14 protein-coding genes are annotated in these 19,582 nt (G+C 54.1%); 8 read left to right on the top strand and 6 right to left on the bottom strand.

Annotated elements, in window-relative coordinates:
• Window positions 1–100: 100 nt before the first annotated feature.
• Entirely contained in the window at window positions 101–517 is a 417-nt protein-coding gene (locus CX651_RS09435; RefSeq protein ID WP_165564939.1) for a GFA family protein, read from the top strand.
• Between the two features lie 109 nt (window positions 518–626).
• On the opposite strand, the gene CX651_RS09440 is transcribed toward CX651_RS09435, so the two are convergent.
• A complete protein-coding gene (locus CX651_RS09440; protein WP_101055803.1) occupies window positions 627–2,837 on the bottom strand; it encodes a M3 family metallopeptidase in 2,211 nt (736 codons plus the stop codon).
• Between the two features lie 202 nt (window positions 2,838–3,039).
• On the opposite strand from CX651_RS09440, the gene CX651_RS09445 reads away from it, so the two are divergent.
• Complete coding sequence (locus CX651_RS09445; protein ID WP_229839780.1) at window positions 3,040–4,683, top strand: dipeptidase; 1,644 nt, start codon at window positions 3,040–3,042, stop codon at window positions 4,681–4,683.
• An 86-nt stretch (window positions 4,684–4,769) separates the two neighbouring features.
• Here the strand turns inward: CX651_RS09445 and CX651_RS09450 are convergent, their stop codons facing one another.
• Both CX651_RS09450 and gcvA read right to left on the bottom strand, forming a co-directional pair.
• Complete coding sequence (locus tag CX651_RS09450; protein ID WP_101055804.1) at window positions 4,770–5,174, bottom strand: GFA family protein; 405 nt, start codon at window positions 5,172–5,174, stop codon at window positions 4,770–4,772.
• A gap of 275 nt (window positions 5,175–5,449) precedes the next feature.
• The gene (gcvA, locus tag CX651_RS09455; RefSeq protein WP_101055805.1) at window positions 5,450–6,343 is read right to left on the bottom strand and encodes a transcriptional regulator GcvA; all 894 of its coding nucleotides are present in this window, start codon (window positions 6,341–6,343) and stop codon (window positions 5,450–5,452) included.
• 119 nt (window positions 6,344–6,462) lie between these two features.
• On the opposite strand from gcvA, the gene CX651_RS09460 reads away from it, so the two are divergent.
• The 5 genes from CX651_RS09460 to CX651_RS09480 all read left to right on the top strand — a co-directional run bounded on the left by CX651_RS09460 (window position 6,463) and on the right by CX651_RS09480 (window position 14,099).
• The gene (locus CX651_RS09460) at window positions 6,463–7,236 is read left to right on the top strand and encodes a TSUP family transporter (RefSeq protein ID WP_101055806.1); all 774 of its coding nucleotides are present in this window, start codon (window positions 6,463–6,465) and stop codon (window positions 7,234–7,236) included.
• A 124-nt stretch (window positions 7,237–7,360) separates the two neighbouring features.
• Entirely contained in the window at window positions 7,361–8,503 is a 1,143-nt protein-coding gene (locus CX651_RS09465; protein ID WP_101055807.1) for an exonuclease SbcCD subunit D, read from the top strand.
• The gene (locus CX651_RS09470) at window positions 8,500–11,670 is read left to right on the top strand and encodes an AAA family ATPase (RefSeq protein WP_101055808.1); all 3,171 of its coding nucleotides are present in this window, start codon (window positions 8,500–8,502) and stop codon (window positions 11,668–11,670) included. Before CX651_RS09465 ends, CX651_RS09470 begins: the two co-directional genes overlap by 4 nt.
• 171 nt (window positions 11,671–11,841) lie before the next feature.
• Entirely contained in the window at window positions 11,842–13,125 is a 1,284-nt protein-coding gene (locus CX651_RS09475) for a peptidoglycan DD-metalloendopeptidase family protein (RefSeq protein ID WP_373296837.1), read from the top strand.
• A gap of 122 nt (window positions 13,126–13,247) precedes the next feature.
• Window positions 13,248–14,099: a TPR end-of-group domain-containing protein gene (locus CX651_RS09480; protein ID WP_101055810.1), complete on the top strand. Its 852-nt coding sequence runs from the start codon at window positions 13,248–13,250 to the stop codon at window positions 14,097–14,099.
• A 37-nt stretch (window positions 14,100–14,136) separates the two neighbouring features.
• Here CX651_RS09480 and CX651_RS09485 read toward each other — a convergent pair whose 3' ends face one another.
• From CX651_RS09485 to CX651_RS09495, 3 genes are all read right to left on the bottom strand, one after another.
• A complete protein-coding gene (locus tag CX651_RS09485; protein ID WP_101055811.1) occupies window positions 14,137–14,547 on the bottom strand; it encodes a hypothetical protein in 411 nt (136 codons plus the stop codon).
• 390 nt (window positions 14,548–14,937) lie between these two features.
• Complete coding sequence (locus CX651_RS09490; RefSeq protein WP_101055812.1) at window positions 14,938–15,855, bottom strand: M14 family metallopeptidase; 918 nt, start codon at window positions 15,853–15,855, stop codon at window positions 14,938–14,940.
• 94 nt (window positions 15,856–15,949) lie between these two features.
• Window positions 15,950–16,687 (bottom strand): YciK family oxidoreductase, encoded by a 738-nt coding sequence (locus CX651_RS09495; protein WP_039033424.1) that lies wholly within the window; start codon window positions 16,685–16,687, stop codon window positions 15,950–15,952.
• A 261-nt stretch (window positions 16,688–16,948) separates the two neighbouring features.
• On the opposite strand from CX651_RS09495, the gene CX651_RS09500 reads away from it, so the two are divergent.
• Window positions 16,949–19,417 carry a VolA/Pla-1 family phospholipase gene (locus CX651_RS09500; protein WP_101055813.1) on the top strand — a complete coding sequence of 823 codons (2,469 nt, stop codon included), beginning with the start codon at window positions 16,949–16,951 and terminating at the stop codon, window positions 19,415–19,417.
• Window positions 19,418–19,582: the final 165 nt, after the last annotated feature.

A 19,582-nucleotide genomic window follows, 5' to 3' on the forward strand; every position in this document is an offset into this window, starting at 1 on the left:
ATTGTCTCTCATCAGAAGGATCGGTCAACCGATCCTTATCTGATCTACATTGCGCCAAATGGCGGGTGTTTTTTATACCTCAGATAAGATGATAAAAGCTATGGAAGCTATTCGTTATCCCATCAAGGGCAGTTGCCAGTGTGGCGCTGTCAGTTATCGCTTGTTGGCGCCGCCGCAGATGGTGGTGGCCTGCCACTGCAAGGAATGCCAGAAGCTGTCCACCAGCGCTTTCAGCATCACGGCGATTGTCAGAGCCGAAGATATAGAATTCATTGGCGAACTGAGCCATTGGCAGCGTGGTTCGGCCAGTGGCAATATCAGCGCCGCCAAGTTTTGTGGTCGCTGTGGCAATCGTATCTATCACTACAACCCGGCTGAGCCGCAGAGTATCAAACTCAAGCCCAGTAACCTGGAAGATACCCGTATCATTCAGCCGAGTGCCCATGCCTGGGTCAGTGAAAAGCAGGACTGGTTTGTTATCCCACCCGGAGTCAAGCAATACGCCGGTCAGCCTTGAGAAAGCCCAGCCCTGAAAAAGGCCAGCCTTGATAAAGAACTAAAAAAGCCGTTCACTGAGTGAACGGCTTTTTGATTGCGCTGCTGGACATTGCTAATCCGGCAAGCGTTTATTCCGCCAGCAGGCCGCGACTGCGCAGCAGTGGCTCAATGGCGGCTTCCTGACCACGGAACGCCTTGTAAAGCGCCATAGGATCTTCACTGCCACCGCGCTCAAGGATGTTACTGCGAAAAGCCTTGGCGGTGGCCGGGTCAAAAATACCGTTTTCCTTGAAGGCCTCAAAGGCATCTGCGCCGAGAATATCAGACCAGATATAGGAGTAATAACCGGCTGAATATCCTCCGGAGAAGATGTGGCTGAAGTAGGTGGAGCGATAGCGCGGCGCTATCTCAGGGATCAGCCCCATCTTGCTCAGCGATTGCTGCTCGAAGGCGGCCGCATCCTGAGGTTCGGTAACGCTGCTGCTGTGCCAGTCCAGATCCAGCTTGGTGGCTGCCATGTATTCCACCGTGGCGAAACCCTGGTTGAACTTGCTGGCGGCGCGGATCTTGTCTACCAAACTCTGTGGGATCACCTCACCGGTTTGATAGTGCTTGGCAAAATGCGCCAGCACATCCGGTTGAGTCATCCAGTTTTCCATCACCTGTGACGGGAACTCCACATAGTCGCGGGGCACGGAAGTGCCGGACTGGGAACGATACTCCACCTTGGACAGCAAGGCGTGCAGCGCATGGCCGAATTCATGGAACAGGGTACCGGCTTCATCGAAGGTCAGCAGCGTCGGCTCATCGCCACTGGGGCGAGGGTAATTGAGTACGTTGACTATGATGGGCTGCTCGTTGACGCCATCGACCACCGCCTGGCGGCGATAGGCATTGGACCAGGCGCCGCCGCGTTTGCTGTCACGCACATAGTAATCGCCAAAGAAGATACCGATAACGCTGCCGTCTTTATCTTTCACCTCGAAGGTGCGTACATCCGGGTGATACTTGGGCAGATCGTCACGCTCGGTGACACTGATGCCATAGAGGCGGTTGGCGGTGTAGAACACACCCTTGAGGGTGTTTTCCAGCGAGAAGTATGGCTTGGTCTGCTGTTCGTTGAAGCTGTACTTGGCGACACGTATCTTGTCGGCATAGTACCACCAGTCCCAGGCGGCCAGTTTGAAGTCCTTGCCTTCACTGTCGATAAGCTTTTGCATCTCGGCCTTTTCGGCTTCGGCCTGGGCCAGGGCGGCGGGCCAAATTTTATCCAGCAGGGCGTAGACATTTTCCGGAGTCTTGGCAGTACGCTCTTCCAGCACATAGTGGGCGTGGCTCGGATAGCCCAGAAGCTGGGCTCGTTTGGCTCTAAGAGCCGCCAACTCTGCCAGCACCTTCTTGTTGTCGTGTGCGTTGTCGTTGTTACCGCGCTCGATATAACCCTTGTAGAGTTTTTCTCTCAGCTCACGGTTATCGGCATAGGTCAAAAACGGGGTGACGGAGGGGCGTTGGGTGGTAAATACCCACTTGCCGGAATGGCCGCGCTTGATGGCCGCCTGGGCGGCAACGTCAATCACATCCTGCGGCAGACCGGCCAGATCGGCCTGCTTGTCTATCACAAGTTCAAAGTCGTTGGTTTCTGCCAGCACATTGTCGCCGAACTCCAGGCTCAGCTTGCCAATCGCTTCATTGAGCTTTCTAAGCTCCGCCTTACCGGTGTCATCCAGGTTGGCACCGCCGCGGCTGAAGCGTTTGTAGGTGTCTTCGAGCAGTTTCTGCTGCGCCGGGTTAAGTACCAGCTGATCTTTTTGCTGATAGACAGCCTTGACCCGCTGAAACAGGGCGTTGTTCAGGTAAATATCATCGCGACTGGAAGACAACAGCGGGGATACTTCCTTGGAGATCTTCTGCAGCTCGGCGGAGGTGTCGGCGCTGGTGAGGTTATAAAACACTCCTGACACCTTGGTCAACAAGGCGCCACTGCGCTCCATGGCTTCTATGGTGTTGGCAAAGTCAGCGGCGGCCGGATTATCTATGATGGCTTGAATCTCTGCCTTGCGCTCGGCAATCCCTTGTTTGAAGGCCGGCAGGTAATGCTCGGACTCGATGCGATCAAAGGCGGGGATTTCAAGGTAAGTATTCCAGGGCTGGAAGAAAGGGTTGTCCCGGGTTTGTTCGGCCTTGGCTGCGGCTGGGTTTGTGCCTGTGCCATTCTGGAGCGCAGGCGCTTGGGTTTGGGCAGATGTGTCGCTCTGGGATACAGGCTGGTTGTCGCAGGCGCTCAGTGTCAGCGCCAATCCCAGGGCCAGAGCCACTGGAGAGAGGGTCATTCCCTTCATTGTTATTCCTCTATGCTGGTGTTTATCTCCCGTATGGCGCGGCGAGCCGCGCCGAAGCCGTCCTTATTAACATGGCGTATTGAAAAAGGCCAATTTTGTCCTGTTTAGTTTGTAACAAAACTTAGCGAATGCAGTATCGAAACTGTATCTGTGGCACACTCTCAGGCCTTTGATAATAAAAGATAACAAAAGCCACCCTGCCATGATGATTAGAACAGTTTCCCGTTTATCCCTGTCGCTGTCCCTGTGCTTGTTCGCTCCTTTTGTAAGCGCAGAGAGCGGCCTTACTGCTCAGACTTCAAGCCAGACTTCAAGCCAGACTTCAAGCGTAAGTGCTGCCCAAGGTACAGAGTCTGTATTGAGTAAAGTCTCGCCACTGTCGAAAACCTTGGCCCAGTACAGCCTTGACCGCTATGGCAGCGAGATGGAACAAAGCCTCGCCGAGTTGGTGCGCTTCAATACCGAGGCTATCCCAGGGTTGACGCCCGACACCAATCCGGAATTCATCGGCTTCAAGCAGGCGCTCAAGACCCAAGCGGAGCTGTTGGGGCTGGATTATGCCGATCACGGTTATGTGCTTTTGATAGGCCTTGGCGAAGACAGGGGCGGCGGCGCTAACAAGCTTGGCATCATTACCCACGGGGATGTGCAACCGGCCAATTCAACCCTTTGGCACCAGAGTCCCTATCAACTGGATACTCAATCGCAACCGGGCAAGCTGATAGGCCGCGGCACCGAAGATGATAAGGGGCCGATAGTCACCGCCATGTACGCCATGAAGGCGCTCAAGGACAAGTCGGTAAAACTGAATCGCCGCATTGAACTCATGGTATATCTGGCCGAGGAGTCGGACTGGCAGCCGCTGAAAGTGTTTCTCAAGGACTATCAAGCGGCCGATATGAATATCACCATAGACGCCGAATATCCTGTAGTCACCGCCGAGAAGGGCTGGAGTCAGATAAAACTCACGATACCTGAACCCAAAGTAAAGGCGCCTAATTTCGATAAACCGCAGCTGCAGCATTTCAGCGGTGGCTCCTTTGCCAGTCAGATCCCCCAGCAGGCCTTGGCCCTGATCCGCGGAGCCGACAGCGCCATGGTCAGCCGTTTGCAACGCGCCGCAGAGTCCCAGCAGGGGATGCGCTATGATTTTACCCTGGATTTCGACAGCCTGGAGATCGCCGCCAACGGTAAATCGGCCCATTCCTCAACCCCTGAAGATGGTGTCAATGCCGTGACTCATCTGGCTGCGCTGTTGGAGTCTGAGACATTCGCACCGAGCCAGTCGGCATTAACCCTGGCATTTATCAATGAAATGATAGGCTTGGACCTCTATGCCGAGCGCTTTGGCGAGCTGGGCTATAGCGATGATTTTATGGGACCTATGTCGCTGGCGCCGACTGTGGTGGAGTGGGGGCAGGGGGGGACCAGCATTACGCTTAACCTAAGGCGCCCCATAGGCAAGAGCCCGGAAACCTTGGATAAACAGCTGTCCGCGGCGCTGGTCGGTTGGCAGCAATCCCAAGGCGTGACTCTGGTCGATGTCAGCAGCTATTGGGGCGAGCCCAAAGTGATGGATAAGGCGCCGCATCTGCAAACCCTGCTCAATGTGTTTGCCGAGTTTACCGGTATTACCGACCCTAAACCTGTTGCTATTGGCGGCTCCACCAACAGTAAACTGTTCCCCAATGCCCTCAGTTTTGGTCCGGCCATGCCGGGTGTCGAGTATACAGGCCACAGTGAACATGAGTTCATCACCCGCGAGCAGTTGCAGCTGAACCTTAAGATGTACACTGCCGCCATGGTGGAGTTGGCGGTAAACCCGGGAGCTAAGCTGCCCAGGTAATCGCTGCCGAGATAATTGCTTTCGAGTAAGGTACAGCCATGCGGACTGGGAGTGGCGCCATCATCACAGGGCGGTGCCTTATATTCTTAAACCGGGCCCAGCTCCAAGCAGGGCACTTGTTCCAAAGCCTGATCCCAAGCGGCGCGCGTCTGACAAAAAATGTGCGCCTGGGGAGTCAGCCCCGGCTCATCGTCCAGGCTGCCTGCGGGTATTTGCAGCAGCTTGCCACCTTTGACCGCTTTGGGCAGCGCAGAGCCGCAAATGGCGCAAAAGTGGCGGCTGTGGCGGGTACCGGGCAGGGTAAACGCAGTAATGGCGTCCTGGCCACTGAGCCAGGTTAACTCGGCGCTGTCTGAAAACAGATTGGCACTGTGGGCCGAACCTGAATCCTTGCGGCAACGACTGCAGTGACACAAAAAGAATTGCTGCAGCTCAGCGCTGATTTCAAAACGAACCTTGCCGCAAAGGCAACTGCCTCGATACTGCTTCATGCTCCCTCCTGGGTGTTGATAAGTTATTGTCTTTCTCGCCCCGTCCGAAATTTTGGCTGCTCCTTCCTGCCACATTGCTCAAGGAATAAGCAAATGAGTTCATTCTAATAGCGTCGCTCGGGACAGGGCAAATGCTATTGGCGCTTTAGGAGGCGATTGCGTGCCTGTACTGGATGGTGTTACCCAACAGGAATCTTCATTTTACTCTTTGATAATATATTTGAGCTGTGATTGGGTGTCAGGCTTTATTACTCAGCACGATTTTCTGTTTTGTACTAACAATGCTCGCGATAAGGCGCAAACTCAGACAGCAGCCAATCGATAAACAGCGCCGATTTACGTGGCAGGCTGCTGGACTTGGGGGTCAATAGATAATAACTGTAGGGGCTGACAAAGGGCGCTTCAAAGGGGATCACCAGAGTGCCGGCCTTGAGTTGATCTTCGATAAAGAAACGCGGGATCAGCGCCGCTCCCATGCCGCTGGCGGCGGCCTGACTCAGCATATAGAAATGCTCGACGCCAAATTTCTGCTCTGTGGTCAGTGTAATTCCCAGTTGCCTGGCCCAGTAAGGCCAAAGCTCAGGGCGGGTGGTGTGCTTCAGCAGCGTCACCTGGTTGATATCTTCCAGTTGCTTTAGCTTGGGAGCCAGTAGCGGTGAGCACACCAGGCACAGCTCTTCATTCATCAGTTTGATCACATTCACTCCCTGAGGTTCACTGGTGGCGGAGCGAATGGCGATGTCGTAGCGGCCGCTGGCAAAGTCGACGGCGAAGTCGCCTATGGTGAGATCCACATACAATTGTGGGAAACGTGACTTAAATTCCTCCATTCTCGGGATCAACCAGTTGATGGTCAGGCTGGGTAATACATTGATGGCCAGGGTCTGCGCCTTGAGACTTTGACGTTTCAACTCGGCGGTGGCATTGGCCAGGGTCTGCAGTGCCGCCTGCACCTGCGGCAGGTATTGTCGCCCCTCATCTGTGAGCGCCAGTTGCCTGTGTTGGCGCACAAACAGGCTGAATCCCAGGAAGTTCTCGAGTAGGCGCACCTGTTTGCTGATGGCACCGTGGGTCACATACAACTCCTGCGCCGCCAGGGTGATGCTTTGTAGCCTTGCCGCTGCCTCGAATGAACGCAGGGCATTGAGAGGCGGTAATTCCTGAAACATATTTTCTCCGCTGTTTAGTGTGAGAAAATCTCACGTGAAAGCGAGAATAACTCCTTTGCCTTTTGCGGGCAAACTGCGTCTAATAGCAATCCTTCAACTCTGTATTCGACAACATAAAAATGGCATTTGAACTCACTCTGCAATTGGCTACGGTTCTGTTTTTGGTCGCCTTGGTGGCGGGCTTTATTGACTCTATCGCCGGTGGCGGTGGCCTGTTGACTATTCCGGCGCTTATGTGGGCCGGACTGCCTCCGGCGGCGGCGCTCGGCACCAACAAGCTACAGGCCTGTGGCGGCAGTTTCTTCGCCAGCCTCTACTTTGTGCGTAAGGGAATGGTGAATTTGGGTGAGATGAAACTGGCAATTGGTTGTGCCTTTGTCGGCGCCTCAGTCGGTACGATTCTGGTTCAGTTGATAGATGCCAGCGTGCTGGAGTTGATGCTGCCGTTTCTTATTTTGGCTATTGGTTGTTACTTTCTGTTTTCCAAGAAAATTACTGAAGATGACCGCGCCAGGGTTCTGACCCCTGGGGTATTTGCCTTTACCGCCGCACTCGGGGTAGGCCTGTATGACGGCTTTTTCGGCCCCGGCACCGGCAGCTTTTTTGCCCTGGCGTTTGTGTCCTTGGCAGGTTTCGGCCTGGCCAAGGCGACGGCTCATGCCAAGGTACTGAATTTTTCCACCAATATTGCCTCGCTCATCTTTTTTGCCCTTGGCGGCAAGGTGGTGTGGCTGCTGGGATTGGTGATGCTGGCAGGGCAGGCCGCCGGGGCGACTCTGGGTTCACGTCTGGTTATCACCAAGGGCAGCAAGATCATCAAGCCGCTGGTGGTGGTCATGTCGCTGGTCATGAGCCTCAAGCTGCTGGCCGATCAATATCAGTGGAGTTTTTAAACCCAAATAAGACAGACGGCTGAGTGCTAAGCACTCAGCCGCAGAACCTTGGCAGGCGCATATACTATTGCATTGATTTTGCATACCATAAGGCTCACGTATCCGTCTGCAATCTTAGCGCCCAATGAAATTTATCCATACCTCGGACTGGCATATCGGTCGGCAACTGCACAACGAGTCGTTGCTGGATGAGCAAGCTCATATGCTTGAGCAAATAGTGGCGCTTGCCGCTGAGCATCAGGTCGATGCCCTGGTGGTCGCCGGTGACATATATGACCGCTCGATCCCGCCCGCCAGTGCGGTTGCCCTGCTGGATAAGTTCCTCAATACCCTGCTCAATGAGCATCAAATTCCTGTGCTCATGATAGCCGGCAATCACGACGGTCAGGAGCGGCTGGGGTTTGCGGCGCGGCAAATGGCCGCCAGTGGCCTTTATATTAGCGGCCCGCTGCAAGCGCAAGTTAATCCGCTTATCCTCAAAGGCTGTGACGGCGATGCCTGTTTCTATCCCATTCCCTATGCCGAGCCGGCGCAGGTACGGCATGTGCTGGAGGTGGATGCCAGCAGTCACCAGCAGGCGATGGCCTGCTTGCTGGAGCAGGTTCAGGCGCACGATAGCCAAGGCTTGCCCAAGGTCGTGGTGGCCCACTGCTTCCTCGATGGCGGCAGTGAGTCTGAATCCGAGCGGCCCTTGAGTATCGGCGGCGCCGATAAAATCGACCCTGCACTCTTTCGCGGCTTTGACTACGCGGCGCTCGGGCATCTGCATGGCCCGCAATATAAGGGCGCCGAGCACGTGCGCTACTCGGGCTCGCCGCTGAAATACTCTTTCAGTGAACACAAACAGAAAAAATCCGTGACCCTGGTGGAGCTGAGCGCAGGACATACCCCAAAAATCACCCTGCTAGCGCTAAAACCCAGGCGGGATGTGAGGGTGATTGAAGGCCTGCTCGATGAGCTGCTGCAACAGGGCGAAAAAGATCCGGGGCGAGAGGACTACCTGATGGTGCGTCTGCTCGATACCCAGGCGCTGCTGGATCCCATGGGCAAGCTGCGCGGCGTCTATCCCAATGTGCTGCATCTGGAACGCACGGGCCTGATGTCCCGGCAGCAGGGGCAGGAGATTGGCCGCGACAGAATCAAAAAAGGCGAGCTCGACATGTTCAGCGATTTTTTCAGTCAGGTACAGGGTGAGGCCATGACAGAGGCGCAGCAGCAGACCATGAGCCGTTTGATTGAAGAGTTGCACAGGGAGCAGGAACAATGAGACCACTGATTTTGGAAATGCGCGCCTTCGGCCCCTTCGCCGATTGTCAGCACATCGACTTTACCGAGCTGGGCGACAAGCCGCTGTTTCTGATCAATGGCCCCACTGGGGCAGGCAAGACCACGATTCTGGATGCCATCTGTTTTGCCCTGTACGGCAAGACCACAGGTAACGAGCGTGAAGGCAGCCAGATGCGCTGTGATAATGCCGATGACGGTCTGCTCACCGAAGTGTATTTCAGTTTTGAATTGGGGCAAAAACGCTACAGCATTCGCCGCTGCCCCGAGCAGCAAAGAGCTAAAAGCCGCGGCGAGGGTTTTACCCTGCAAAAGAGCGAGGCGGAACTCAAGCGGCTGTTGCCCGATGGCACCGAAGAGTTGCTGGTGGCCAGTAAGGTCACGGATGCCAACGCCTGCATCGAAGAGTTGACTGGCCTGGATGTGGATCAGTTTCGCCAGGTGATGGTGCTGCCTCAGGGCAAGTTCCGCGAGCTTTTGCTGGCCGACTCCAAAGAGCGGGAAAAGATCTTCAGCCAGCTGTTTCAAACCCATATCTACCGCCGCATTGAAGAGCGCCTCAAACAACAGGCGCTGGAAATCAAGGCAAAGGCCAGAGATTTGCAATCACGCCGCGCCGGGATTTTGGAAACTGCCGGTGTCGAGAGTCTCGAGCAGTTGACCGCAGAAATTGCTGCTTTAACCCCCTCTTTGACCGAAGCGACAGGTAACAAACAAAAGGCCAGCGAAGCCTTGGCCCAGAGTGTCAAGACGCTCGATAACGCCAAGGCGTTAACCGCCGAGTTTGAGCGCCGCAAGCTGCTGCAAACCCAGCTTGATGCGCTTGAGCAGCGGCGCACTGAAATCGAGCTGCACCAGCAGACATTGGAGAAAGCCCGCAAGGCTGAAAAGTTGCTGCCAAGCCTCAAAGAGTTGCAGTTTCGCCAGCAGGAGTGGCAGCAGGCTAAAGCCAAGGAAGCTGACTATGCCAAGCAGTTGCAGAGCGCTGAGCAGCGTCTGAAACAGGCTACAGATGATAAGGCTACACTCGCCGAGTTGGATGAGCACGCTAATAAGCTGCGACGGGAGCTTGAACAACTCGACAAGCTGCAGCCGGCTATTAACGAGCTCAAGCAACTGACCGAGGAGCATGAGCTTGGCCTAGTGGAGTTTGGGCGTCTTGAGCGGGCAGAGCAGCAGAGTCGCACTGAGCTGGAACAATGGCAGCAGCAACAACAAAAGCTTAAATCAGAGGCGAACGAACTGTTCTCAAGCGCCGAGCGCCAAGGGCCGTTGCATCAGGCACTGGCGGCGTTGAACACTCGCCTGGAGAAGACGGAGCAGCTCGGGCACATTAAGCAAAAATGGCAGCAAGCCCAAGTCAGTCTGCAGCAGGCCGAGGCCCATGGTCATCAATGCAAGGCCGAAAGACAGAGCGCCGAAACGGAACATCAAAGGTTGCAACTGGCCTGGCATACAGGCCAGGCGGCTATTCTGGCGGCTAAGTTGCAGCCTGGGCAGCCTTGTCCCGTATGCGGCGGCTTGGAACATCCGGCACCGGCCGAGATGGCGCAGGATATTCCGGGTGAAACCGAGCTCAACCGAGCGAGAGACGCCGAGCAGCAAGCCACGGCAAGGCATGAGGCGGCCCGCAGCGATTATCGTCATATCAAGCGGCAAACCGAGGAGTTACAGCTCGAGCTGCAGCGCTTGAGTGCTGAGTTACAGGCCTTTATCGCCGCGGATTTTACGACAGATGTTAAGACAGAGGCTACGACAGAGGCTAAGGTTGACGCCGCTATGGATGGCGACTCCTATGCCAAAGCCGATCTCGCTAGCGAAATAGACAGGCTTGTGTCCCGTCGCAGGCAGCTGCTCAATGAATTGCAACAGGCCGAAGCGGCTCAAACCCGCCTCAATGATTGCAGGCAACAATTGCAGCAGGCCGAGCAGCAAGTGGAGCAGCGACTCAAGCACAGAGAGACTCAATTACAACAGTTGCAGCAGCTAAGAGAGCAGTTGGGTCTTACGGGAGCCCGTAAAGACGCAGCGCTTGCTGCTCTGCCCAATGAATATCATGCTCTGGCAGCCGAGGCGGCGCTTGAACTGATGGCGCGGCAACTTGAGCAAAAGCAGAGTGAGTGGCAACAGCTAAAACAGCGACAGCAAGATATCAATCAACAGTATACCGAGGCCGTCAGCCAGCATAAGGCGCTGATACAGGCCTTGACATCGGGCCGTGAAGACAGCGCCCGGGCCGAGCAGTTTGCCATCAAAGCGCAGCAAACGCTTGATGATGCCCTGAAGCAATCTGGATTTACTGATCGCCAAACCTTGGAACAGGCGCAGCTGGATGAAGCGCAGATGCAGGCATTGGCTGAGAAGATAGAAGTTTGGCGCACGCAGCGCTTTGAGCAGCAGGCGCTGCTCAAAGCCATGGATGAGCGGCTCGCCGGACAAAGCCTGCCTGAGCTTGGGCAGCTTGAAAACCTCTGGCAGCAACAGCAGCAGCAACTCGCCGAGGCGGAGTCTGCCTGGCAGACGCTCAACAACCGAATGCAGAGCCTTAAAGGCACAGAAGCCCAGCTTAATAAAGAAGCGCTAGCCGCTCAGGCGCTGGAGCAGGAATACGCCCTTATCGGCACTCTGAGTGATGTGGCCAATGGCAACAGCCATAGCAAGGTGAGTCTGCAGCGCTTTGTGCTCAGTGTCTTGCTCGATGATGTGCTGCTCGAAGCCAGTCGCCGTTTGGCGCTGATGAGCAAAGGCCGCTACCGCTTGCTGCGCAAAGAGGACAGGGCTAAGGGCAATAAGGCCTCTGGTCTGGAGCTTGAGGTGGAAGATGCATACAGCTCCAAGGTGCGTCCGGTGGCCACACTCAGCGGTGGTGAGAGCTTTATGGCGGCCTTGTCGCTGGCGCTGGGGCTCTCTGATGTGGTGCAGGCTTATGCCGGTGGTATCAAGCTCGATACCCTGTTTATCGATGAAGGTTTTGGCAGTTTGGATCAGGACTCTCTGGAACTGGCCGTCCGCACCCTGATGGACCTGCAATCCAGTGGCCGCATGATAGGGGTTATTTCCCATGTTTCCGAGATGAAAGAGCAGATAAGCTGCCGCATTGATATCAGCAAGCATGCACTGGGCAGCAGTATTCGTCTGGTTACAGCTTGATGCAAACGGGGCAAATTTGTCGGTCAAATCTTAAATCCACCCAGTAATCATGGGGTTTTGGTGAATAATACTTGTCTCAGGGACTTTTTTTGATATAAGTTTGCAGCTGGCCTCTTGAAAACAGGGGTTCCAGCTATTGGTTTTTTCAGTTTGAACTCGGTGAGGCAACAGTTGCAGACAGATAGAATATCCTGGTTGAGTATGATCCCTATGCGTTTGCAGGCCTTGCCCACTTTACACAAGAAGCTGCTGCTCAGCTCTGGGTTATTGGTGGGCGCGGCGTTGCTTTGGCCCGGGACTCACGAAGTCACGCCACAACGTATTCCCTTGCATCTGGATATTGAAGCTCTGCTGCCTCAAGTCGGCACTGAGCCTTCGGTTGTTGAATTGGTCGGCCCGGACTTTGAACGTGTGATCCAAAGTGGTGACACCCTCAGCGTATTGTTCCAAAAGGCAGGTGTCGGCCAGCAGACCATGTACAAGGTGCTGGAAGCCGATTTGGATATTCTGGCGCTCGATACCCTGCAACCGGGTAACAGGATCCGCTTTTGGATCGATGAGCAGGGCAACCTGACCCAGCTTGAACTCTACTTCAACGCCGCACATCAGGTGCTGTTCAAACGTTTCGACGATGGTGGTTATGGGGTTGAAGAGATCAACATCGAAGGCGTCTGGCAAAACCGGATTGTCAGCGGTGAAATCCAGGGGTCTTTCTATCGCTCGGCGCAGCGGGTCGGCCTGAGCGCCGCCGAAATTCAAAAAATTGAGAGCCTGCTGAAGGAAAAGCTTAATTTTGCCCGGGATCTGCGTGCCGGCGACCACTTTTCTGTGCTGATGAATGATCAGTACATAGAAGGAGAGTCGACCGGTGTCAGCCAGGTGCTGGGATTACGCATTCAAAACGGCCGCAATGAAATCACTGCATTTCAGAGTACAGATGGTAACTTCTATGATGAGAAAGGACGTAGCCTGGCTCGGGCCTTCCAGCGGATCCCGCTGGAGAAGCGCTATAGGATCAGCTCATCATTCAATCCCAATCGTCGTCACCCGGTTACAGGACGGGTTTCTCCCCATAACGGCACCGACTTTGCCGTACCGATAGGCACCAAGGTCGTGGCACCGGGCGACGGTGTGGTGACTCTGGTGACCAATCACAGATACGCCGGGAAATATATAGTGATAGAGCACGGCAACAAATACCGTACCCGATATCTGCATCTGTCCAAACCTTTGGTGCACAAGGGCCAGAGAGTCAGTCGTGGCCAGGTTATTGCGCTTTCCGGTAATACCGGGCGTTCGACCGGACCGCATCTGCATTATGAGTTTCATGTCAATGGGCGGCCGGTGAATGCCATGAAGGCGGATATCCCCATGGCCAGCCAACTCTCCAAAGAGCAGATGCGTGAGTTCAGCCAATTGGTCAGTACCCGCAAGATGATGATGGATCTCGGTTAAATCCGCTTATTGGTTTTGCTGTAGCCAGCGCTTAACGGCGCTGGCTTTTTTATAAGCCAATTTTACCCATCCAGGCCCATTTGTTAGGGTGTGGAGAGAACCTGAGTGCAACAGGAGGAAAAATGAAGTTATGGCATGCACTGGTATTAGTGTTAATGAGCCTGGCGTTGCCGGTTACGGCGGCCGAAGAGCCCCCAAAACCTTATTCGGAGCAGAGTATTTACGATAAGCCCTTGATGGAGCGCTATGTGCTCGATGAGCTCAAGTCGATACGGCAAGACATGCAGTCGCTGGAAAAACGGGTCACTGTCGATATTACCGACCGGGAGCTGGCGGTTGCCGACAAGTCGATGAACTATGCCAATGTGACTGTGACCTACTTCTTCTATCTTATCGCTGCTGCGGTGTCACTGATCGCTCTGGTAGGTTGGCAGTCACTTAAGGATATTCGCGACAAGACTCAAGAAATGGCCAACGAGAAACTGGAGGCGATTGCCGCCCAATACGAGAAAAAGTTTCAGGAGATGGAGCGTGAGCTGAAACGCAAGAGCCGGATCATTACTGAAAACAACAAGGAAATTGAGCGGATCAACGAGATACACAACCTATGGATCCGTGCTCAACATTCGCAGACGCCGGAGCAGCGAATCGAGATCTACAACGATATTCTCAAAATACGTCCGGGCGATCTCGAGGCCTTAACCTACAAGGCCGATGCCGCCATGGAAATGGGCGAGTATCACTGGGCGATGAGCATCTGTAACCGGGTGTTGGAAGTGGATCCCAAGAACGCCAATGCGCTTTATCAGCGAGCCTGTGCCTTTACCCGCATGGGCTCGGAAGAGCAGGCTATTTCCGATCTGGAATTGGCTGTGGGTTTCAGTGCCTCACTGAGTGAGGCAGCCAAGGAGGAGAAAGACTTTGATTCCTTGCATGGCTACAAACGTTTTGACGATCTGATCAGCGACGACTGACAGTAATGTCGGGCAATTATCTAGTCCTGCGGAAGGGTTAACCTGCCTGCTGTAGCCGCTGTTGATACTTAAGGGCGCAGCGGCACAGTTTGCCCTTGAGTGCCGGGCAGCCGCCGCAGGGGGATTTCTTAAAGGGGCGCAGCGCAAAGCTCATGCTGCCGGTCTGGGGCTTTAGGCTGTGAAGTTGTCCGAGTTCGACAGAAGCTTGATTGGCGGCAATCCAGGTGCCGGCTCGGTTTTGCAGCTCTGCCTTGAGCAGTTTCTTTTGCGGTTTTTTGAGCTTCTTTTGCCGGGAGAGTTCAGTGGGCAGTTGCTGCTCTAATGCGCTAACCAAGTTTTTGCCAAGGCGTTTGCGGCTGGACTTGCCGAGTGCGGGTTGCGTCTTTTTCAACGCCTTCTTGGCCTGCTTATGGCATATCTTGGAAATATGCTTGCTTATCTTGGGCATAAACCACTCCACATCTAATCGGTATCGTCTGCTAAAACAGAAAAGCGCTGTCATATGCCGACCTGGTTAATCGCAGCATTCAATGACGGCCTGAAAAGTCAGAGTAAAAAAGCAAAGTCGATACCTGGAACTGAAAGTGATTTTAAATGAAAACTATTATCAGTCAATAAAAGATTGTTAATAAACAGAACTCTCCTGTGGTTACTTTTATCTTCAATGAGGGTTTGATAGACGGTTGAAACAGATGACCCGGCAAATGCCGGGTCATAGTTATTCTATCTGACGGGTTATTTTACCTGACAGGCTGAATATCAGATGCAACGCTGTTTCAGGTTTACTCTTGGGCGAGAGTCACTTCATTCCTGCAAGAGCGGACCGGAGCCGAAAACCCTAACCTTGAATTCGTTTTAGAAAATCCAGCGCGCCACAAACCGCGGCTACCTGGGCGGCATTGCACTGTTCATCGCTTGCCTGCGGGCTGTCCGGGTAGACTTCTGTGGTGCAGGTGTATGGGGCATTGGTAACCGAGGCACATAGACCAAGCTGCTTGAGCGGATAACGGATAACGCCGTGGTCGACCACAGGAGAGCCGATGATATTGCCGTCTTTGTCGGCCGGAGCGATATGGGTCACTTTGGCGACCGCTTCGATAATGGCTCGTTGGAATTCAGGTTGCGGCATGGCTTCATCATCTACCACATAAAAACCGTCCGGGATCTCACCGGGAGCTATGATTTTGCCATCGCGGGCCGCCAGCGCCGGGCGAAACTCGGTTTCATCCGTATCTGTGGTTTCATGCAGATCGATATGAGCCAGGAAAGGGGCGCCGTGGCTAGCAACCAGAGCCATCAATGCGGCAGACTCTTCTGCCGGGCTGGGTTCAAAGAAGGAACGGTTGGGATCGATAGCCAAAGGATTCCAACGGTTGATGACTTCGTATCCCCAAGGGCTGACACAGGGAACGACCATGAGGTTGAAATCCGCTTGATAACGTTCGGCTTCCTGCTCAAGAAACTGCAGCGCACCTTGAACGCCACTGGTTTCATAACCGTGGATCCCGCCTGTGACCAATACCCAGGGCTTATCTGCCTGTGGCGATTTACTCTGCAGGGCGAGCAGGGGATAACGTTCCGGGTCATAACTTAAGGCGCCGTACCGGCGGCATTCAAAAGCTGTCTTGAGGGCATAGATCTTGTCGAGCACCTGTTCACGGTAGCTGCGTTTTATGTTTTGGGTGGCGCGCCAGGCGGATTTTTCGGCCTCTCCCCAGGGAATACCTGGAGTGCCTATAGGGTATTCTTGACTCATGGATTGCCTCCTTATTTCTTTTCTAAACGTGTATGAATGGCGTATGAATAGCAAAACGCAGCCCATTAGGCTGCGTTTATTCTGGAAGAAAATGTTACTGGGCGTTAAAGGCCTGACCGTTTTCCTGCAGGCTGTCGTCGCCCATCAGATATAGATAAACGGGCATTATCTGCTCTGGCGTCTTGAGATCCAGAGGGTTCTCTGCCGGATAAGCCTTGGCGCGCATGCCGGTGCGGGTTGCTCCCGGATTGATACTGTTGGCGCGCACCTGGGTGCCTTCACATTCATGAGCCAGCACCTGCATCATGCCTTCGGTAGCAAACTTGGAGAAGGCATATGGGCCCCAGTAAGCGCGGCCCTTACGGCCAACACTGCTGGAGGTAAAAATAATTGAGGCGTGCTCGGCCTTGCGCATCACTGGCAACAGTGCCTTGGTCATCATCACTTCGGCCACCACATTGACCTTGAGCAGATCTTCCAGTGACTGAATATCGATATGTTCAAACGGCCCCAAAGCGCCTAACAGGCTGGCATTATGCAGCAGGCCATCGAGCTTGCCGAATTGCTGCTCTATGGTTTCGGCCATGTCGCGGTAGTTTTGTTCGCTGGCGCCCTTGAGATCCAGAGGCACAATCGCTGGAGTCGGGCCACCGGCGGCTTCAATTTCATCGTAAACGGCTTCCAGCTTCTTGACCGTCTTGCCCAGCAGGATCACTGTGGCGCCATGGGCGGCATAGGTTTTGGCTGCGGTTTTACCGATACCGTCGCCTGCGCCGGTTACCAGAATCGTTTTGCCCTTGAGAAGATCTTTTGCTGCTTGATATTCCAACATGGGGAGTTATTTCCTCTTCGCGCTAAAGCCCGCCAATACTCGACTCACTACAGCGGTATACATCTGTTTAAAACAAATGACTGTTCATAGTTACTTTTCGTTGCGGCCAACTGTGACAAAAATGTAGCTAACTCAATATTTTTACGTTAACTTGAGACGAGCTGAGTACAGATTTCAGCTCCTCTGGTCACAGTGTCTGGGGTATTGTGACCAATTTCTTGGGGAAAACAAAATTATTACAACAAGATTTGGGGAAAAAAGATGAAAAGACTCATTTTGGGTGTTGCAATCACATCTGCACTTGGACTGACAGCATGTGGTGAAGACAGCTATAACGAACTTAAGGATAAGACGGAGCCGCTCATCCCTGAGTCCCATTTGGTGTTTGATCCTGCCAAAGCTGAAGTTCCCTTGCCAAACGACCTACTGCTCAACGGCACCACAGACGGTACCTTGAATATTCCCGGAGAAGCCTCCGGTGACTATACCAATCCGCAGCTGGCGCTGGGCGCGCTGGATGGCTGGTCAACCACGCAACCGATAACCATAGATATTGAACCTTCCAAAGATAACAGCGGCAATACCCTGAGCCTGCTGGCATCTTCCGTGGCCCAGCCAGGAGCGGTGAGAATGTTTGAAGCCGTCAGCGGCGGCCCGCTTTCTTCCAAAGCCGAGTGCCAGGCCAAGCCTTCGGTTTCTGCCTGTGAAGTGGGTGAAGAGCTGGTTTGGGGGGAAGACTTCATCACTCAAGCATCCGGCAACAAGATAGTTATTGTGCCACTGAAGCCACTTAAGCCAGCTCAGTCTTATATCTACGCCACCACTAAACTCATTATGGATTCGGCCGCGCGCCCGATAGCGCCTTCCTACACCTATGGCCTGTTGAAACTGGATATCGACACAGCGCCGCTGGAAACTGCCGATCAATTGATGCTGCAAACTCTGGTAAACAGTTATGAGAAGGGCATGGCGGCGGCTCATGGCGTCGACAAGGAAAGCATTACCTATTCAGGCCTGTTTACCACCCAGTCGGTGGCCGATGTTTATGAAACCACCAAGCTGCTGATGCTGCAACCCGGTTCACCCTATGCGCCCAAGTGGCTGCAAACTCCGACTCCAGCCGGCTATACAGTGGCGATGGCAGCTGGGCTCACCCCTGCTGACGGCATAGCCTATGTATTGGCGGATTTGGCCGATGTCTACACAGCGGCCATTGAAGTGCCGGTTTACGGCACTTGTTCATCGGCAAGCTGTGACGGCATTAACGGTTACTGGCAAGCCCAGGGCGACAGCCCGGTATCTGTGTTGCTGGCGTTGCAGGCCGGTACTCTGAGCCAGGAGAACTTTGCCGCCCAGGCGATGGCTTACAATATAGATCCCGCCGCTGCACTGGCCAACCCTTCCTTGTTGGCCGGCAAAGCGTGGAAACTGGATGATGACAGTGCAGTCGATAAGACTAAGCACCTGACCCGTTTTAATCCTATTCCGGCTATTCGCAACTACGAAACTGTGCCTGTGCTGATCTCCATGCCCAACGCCACTAAGCTTGCGGCATTTTATGCCAGCCAGGGCTTGCCTTTCACGCCACCAACCAGTGGCTGGCCTACCTCAATAGCGCTGCATGGTCTTGGTGGCGGCAAAGAGATGTCGCTGGCCTATGCCGGTAGTTATGCCGCTGCCGGTGTAGCTACGCTGGCCATAGATATGCCGCTGCACGGTGCCCGTTCATTCGATGCCAATGGTGACGGCATCTATGAAGTGTCGGCCTCAGGTGCTGCCTATGGCAATGTTATCGGTAAGCCGGATGCCTTCCAAAACGGCAATCCGCTGGTATTTGTCAATATAGAAAGCACGTTGTCGGTACGGGATAACTTCCGTCAGGCGACCATGGATCATCTGGCGCTTAGAGCCGCGATAACAGGGATGTCGGCGCAATTGGCCGAAATGGGCGCGCCTCAGGTGTTTGACAATAGCCAGATAACCGCTCAGGGGCTCAGCCTTGGCGCCATTGTCGGCACTAACTTCGCGACCTATGCCAGCACAGGTTTGAAAGACCCTGCATCCGGCACAGCGTTGCCCAACTACTATGGCATCAAGGGGGCCTCTTTGGTGGCGCCGAGCGGCGGCTTGGCGGGTTCTTTCGCCGGTTCTGCCACCTTTGCACCTTTGTTGTTTGCCAATGTGACGGCTTCCGATACCTTCAAGGCCTTGGTGAATGCGGCCAATAAACAAGGATATCAGCCGGGCTCGGCCGAATATGAAGCTCTGGTTCAGGAGGTATACGCCGAATTTATCCCTACCTTCGCCTTTGCGGTGCAAACCGGGATAGAGTCGGCCGATCCTATCAACCAGACTGCCATGCTCAAGGCCACTGGGTTGCCGGTTCATCTGGTGGAAATCGTCGGTGATGGTGCTGGTAACAAGGGCGATCAGGTTCTGCCCGGTACTGTCGCGGGCTTCCCGCTGTCCGGCACTGAGCCTTTGATTGCGACTCTGGGGCTTAACTGCGTCGATCAGACCAGTGCAGGTGGTGGCGCCGTGCGCTTTGCCAAGGGGCATCACAGCTCGCTCATCGACCCATCTGAAGTTCCGGGCGTGACCGATGGCATGGCAGCCCAGGCGACAGCGGAAATGCAGTCTCAGGTCTCTATTTTTGCTTCTTCTGCCGGTAAAGATGGTGCCAGTATTTTGGTAACAAACCCAGCAGTCTTGCAAAGTTGTGGCGGCTGAAGCGCTATTTAGTACAAGTTTCTCCATGAGCAGACGCAGCACTTGAAGTAGCCAAGTCATGGCAAATGATTTCGAAAAGCACTAAAAAATCCGATGACTTATAGTCATCGGATTTTTTTATGTGTAATTTGACTCTGGTTCAGTATTTAATTCGTATCAGAGAGA

It is taken from the genome of Shewanella chilikensis (assembly GCF_002836945.1).
Taxonomy (GTDB): domain Bacteria; phylum Pseudomonadota; class Gammaproteobacteria; order Enterobacterales; family Shewanellaceae; genus Shewanella; species Shewanella chilikensis.

Excerpts from the sequence above, each read along its gene's own strand:
- CX651_RS09435 (WP_165564939.1), top strand. The coding sequence starts at position 101 with ATGGAAGCTATTCGTTATCCCATCAAGGGCAGTTGCCAGTGTGGCGCT.
- CX651_RS09440 (WP_101055803.1), bottom strand. The coding sequence starts at position 2,837 with ATGAAGGGAATGACCCTCTCTCCAGTGGCTCTGGCCCTGGGATTGGCG.
- CX651_RS09445 (WP_229839780.1), top strand. The coding sequence starts at position 3,040 with ATGATGATTAGAACAGTTTCCCGTTTATCCCTGTCGCTGTCCCTGTGC.
- CX651_RS09450 (WP_101055804.1), bottom strand. The coding sequence starts at position 5,174 with ATGAAGCAGTATCGAGGCAGTTGCCTTTGCGGCAAGGTTCGTTTTGAA.
- gcvA (WP_101055805.1), bottom strand. The coding sequence starts at position 6,343 with ATGTTTCAGGAATTACCGCCTCTCAATGCCCTGCGTTCATTCGAGGCA.
- CX651_RS09460 (WP_101055806.1), top strand. The coding sequence starts at position 6,463 with ATGGCATTTGAACTCACTCTGCAATTGGCTACGGTTCTGTTTTTGGTC.
- CX651_RS09465 (WP_101055807.1), top strand. The coding sequence starts at position 7,361 with ATGAAATTTATCCATACCTCGGACTGGCATATCGGTCGGCAACTGCAC.
- CX651_RS09470 (WP_101055808.1), top strand. The coding sequence starts at position 8,500 with ATGAGACCACTGATTTTGGAAATGCGCGCCTTCGGCCCCTTCGCCGAT.
- CX651_RS09480 (WP_101055810.1), top strand. The coding sequence starts at position 13,248 with ATGAAGTTATGGCATGCACTGGTATTAGTGTTAATGAGCCTGGCGTTG.
- CX651_RS09485 (WP_101055811.1), bottom strand. The coding sequence starts at position 14,547 with ATGCCCAAGATAAGCAAGCATATTTCCAAGATATGCCATAAGCAGGCC.
- CX651_RS09490 (WP_101055812.1), bottom strand. The coding sequence starts at position 15,855 with ATGAGTCAAGAATACCCTATAGGCACTCCAGGTATTCCCTGGGGAGAG.
- CX651_RS09495 (WP_039033424.1), bottom strand. The coding sequence starts at position 16,687 with ATGTTGGAATATCAAGCAGCAAAAGATCTTCTCAAGGGCAAAACGATT.
- CX651_RS09500 (WP_101055813.1), top strand. The coding sequence starts at position 16,949 with ATGAAAAGACTCATTTTGGGTGTTGCAATCACATCTGCACTTGGACTG.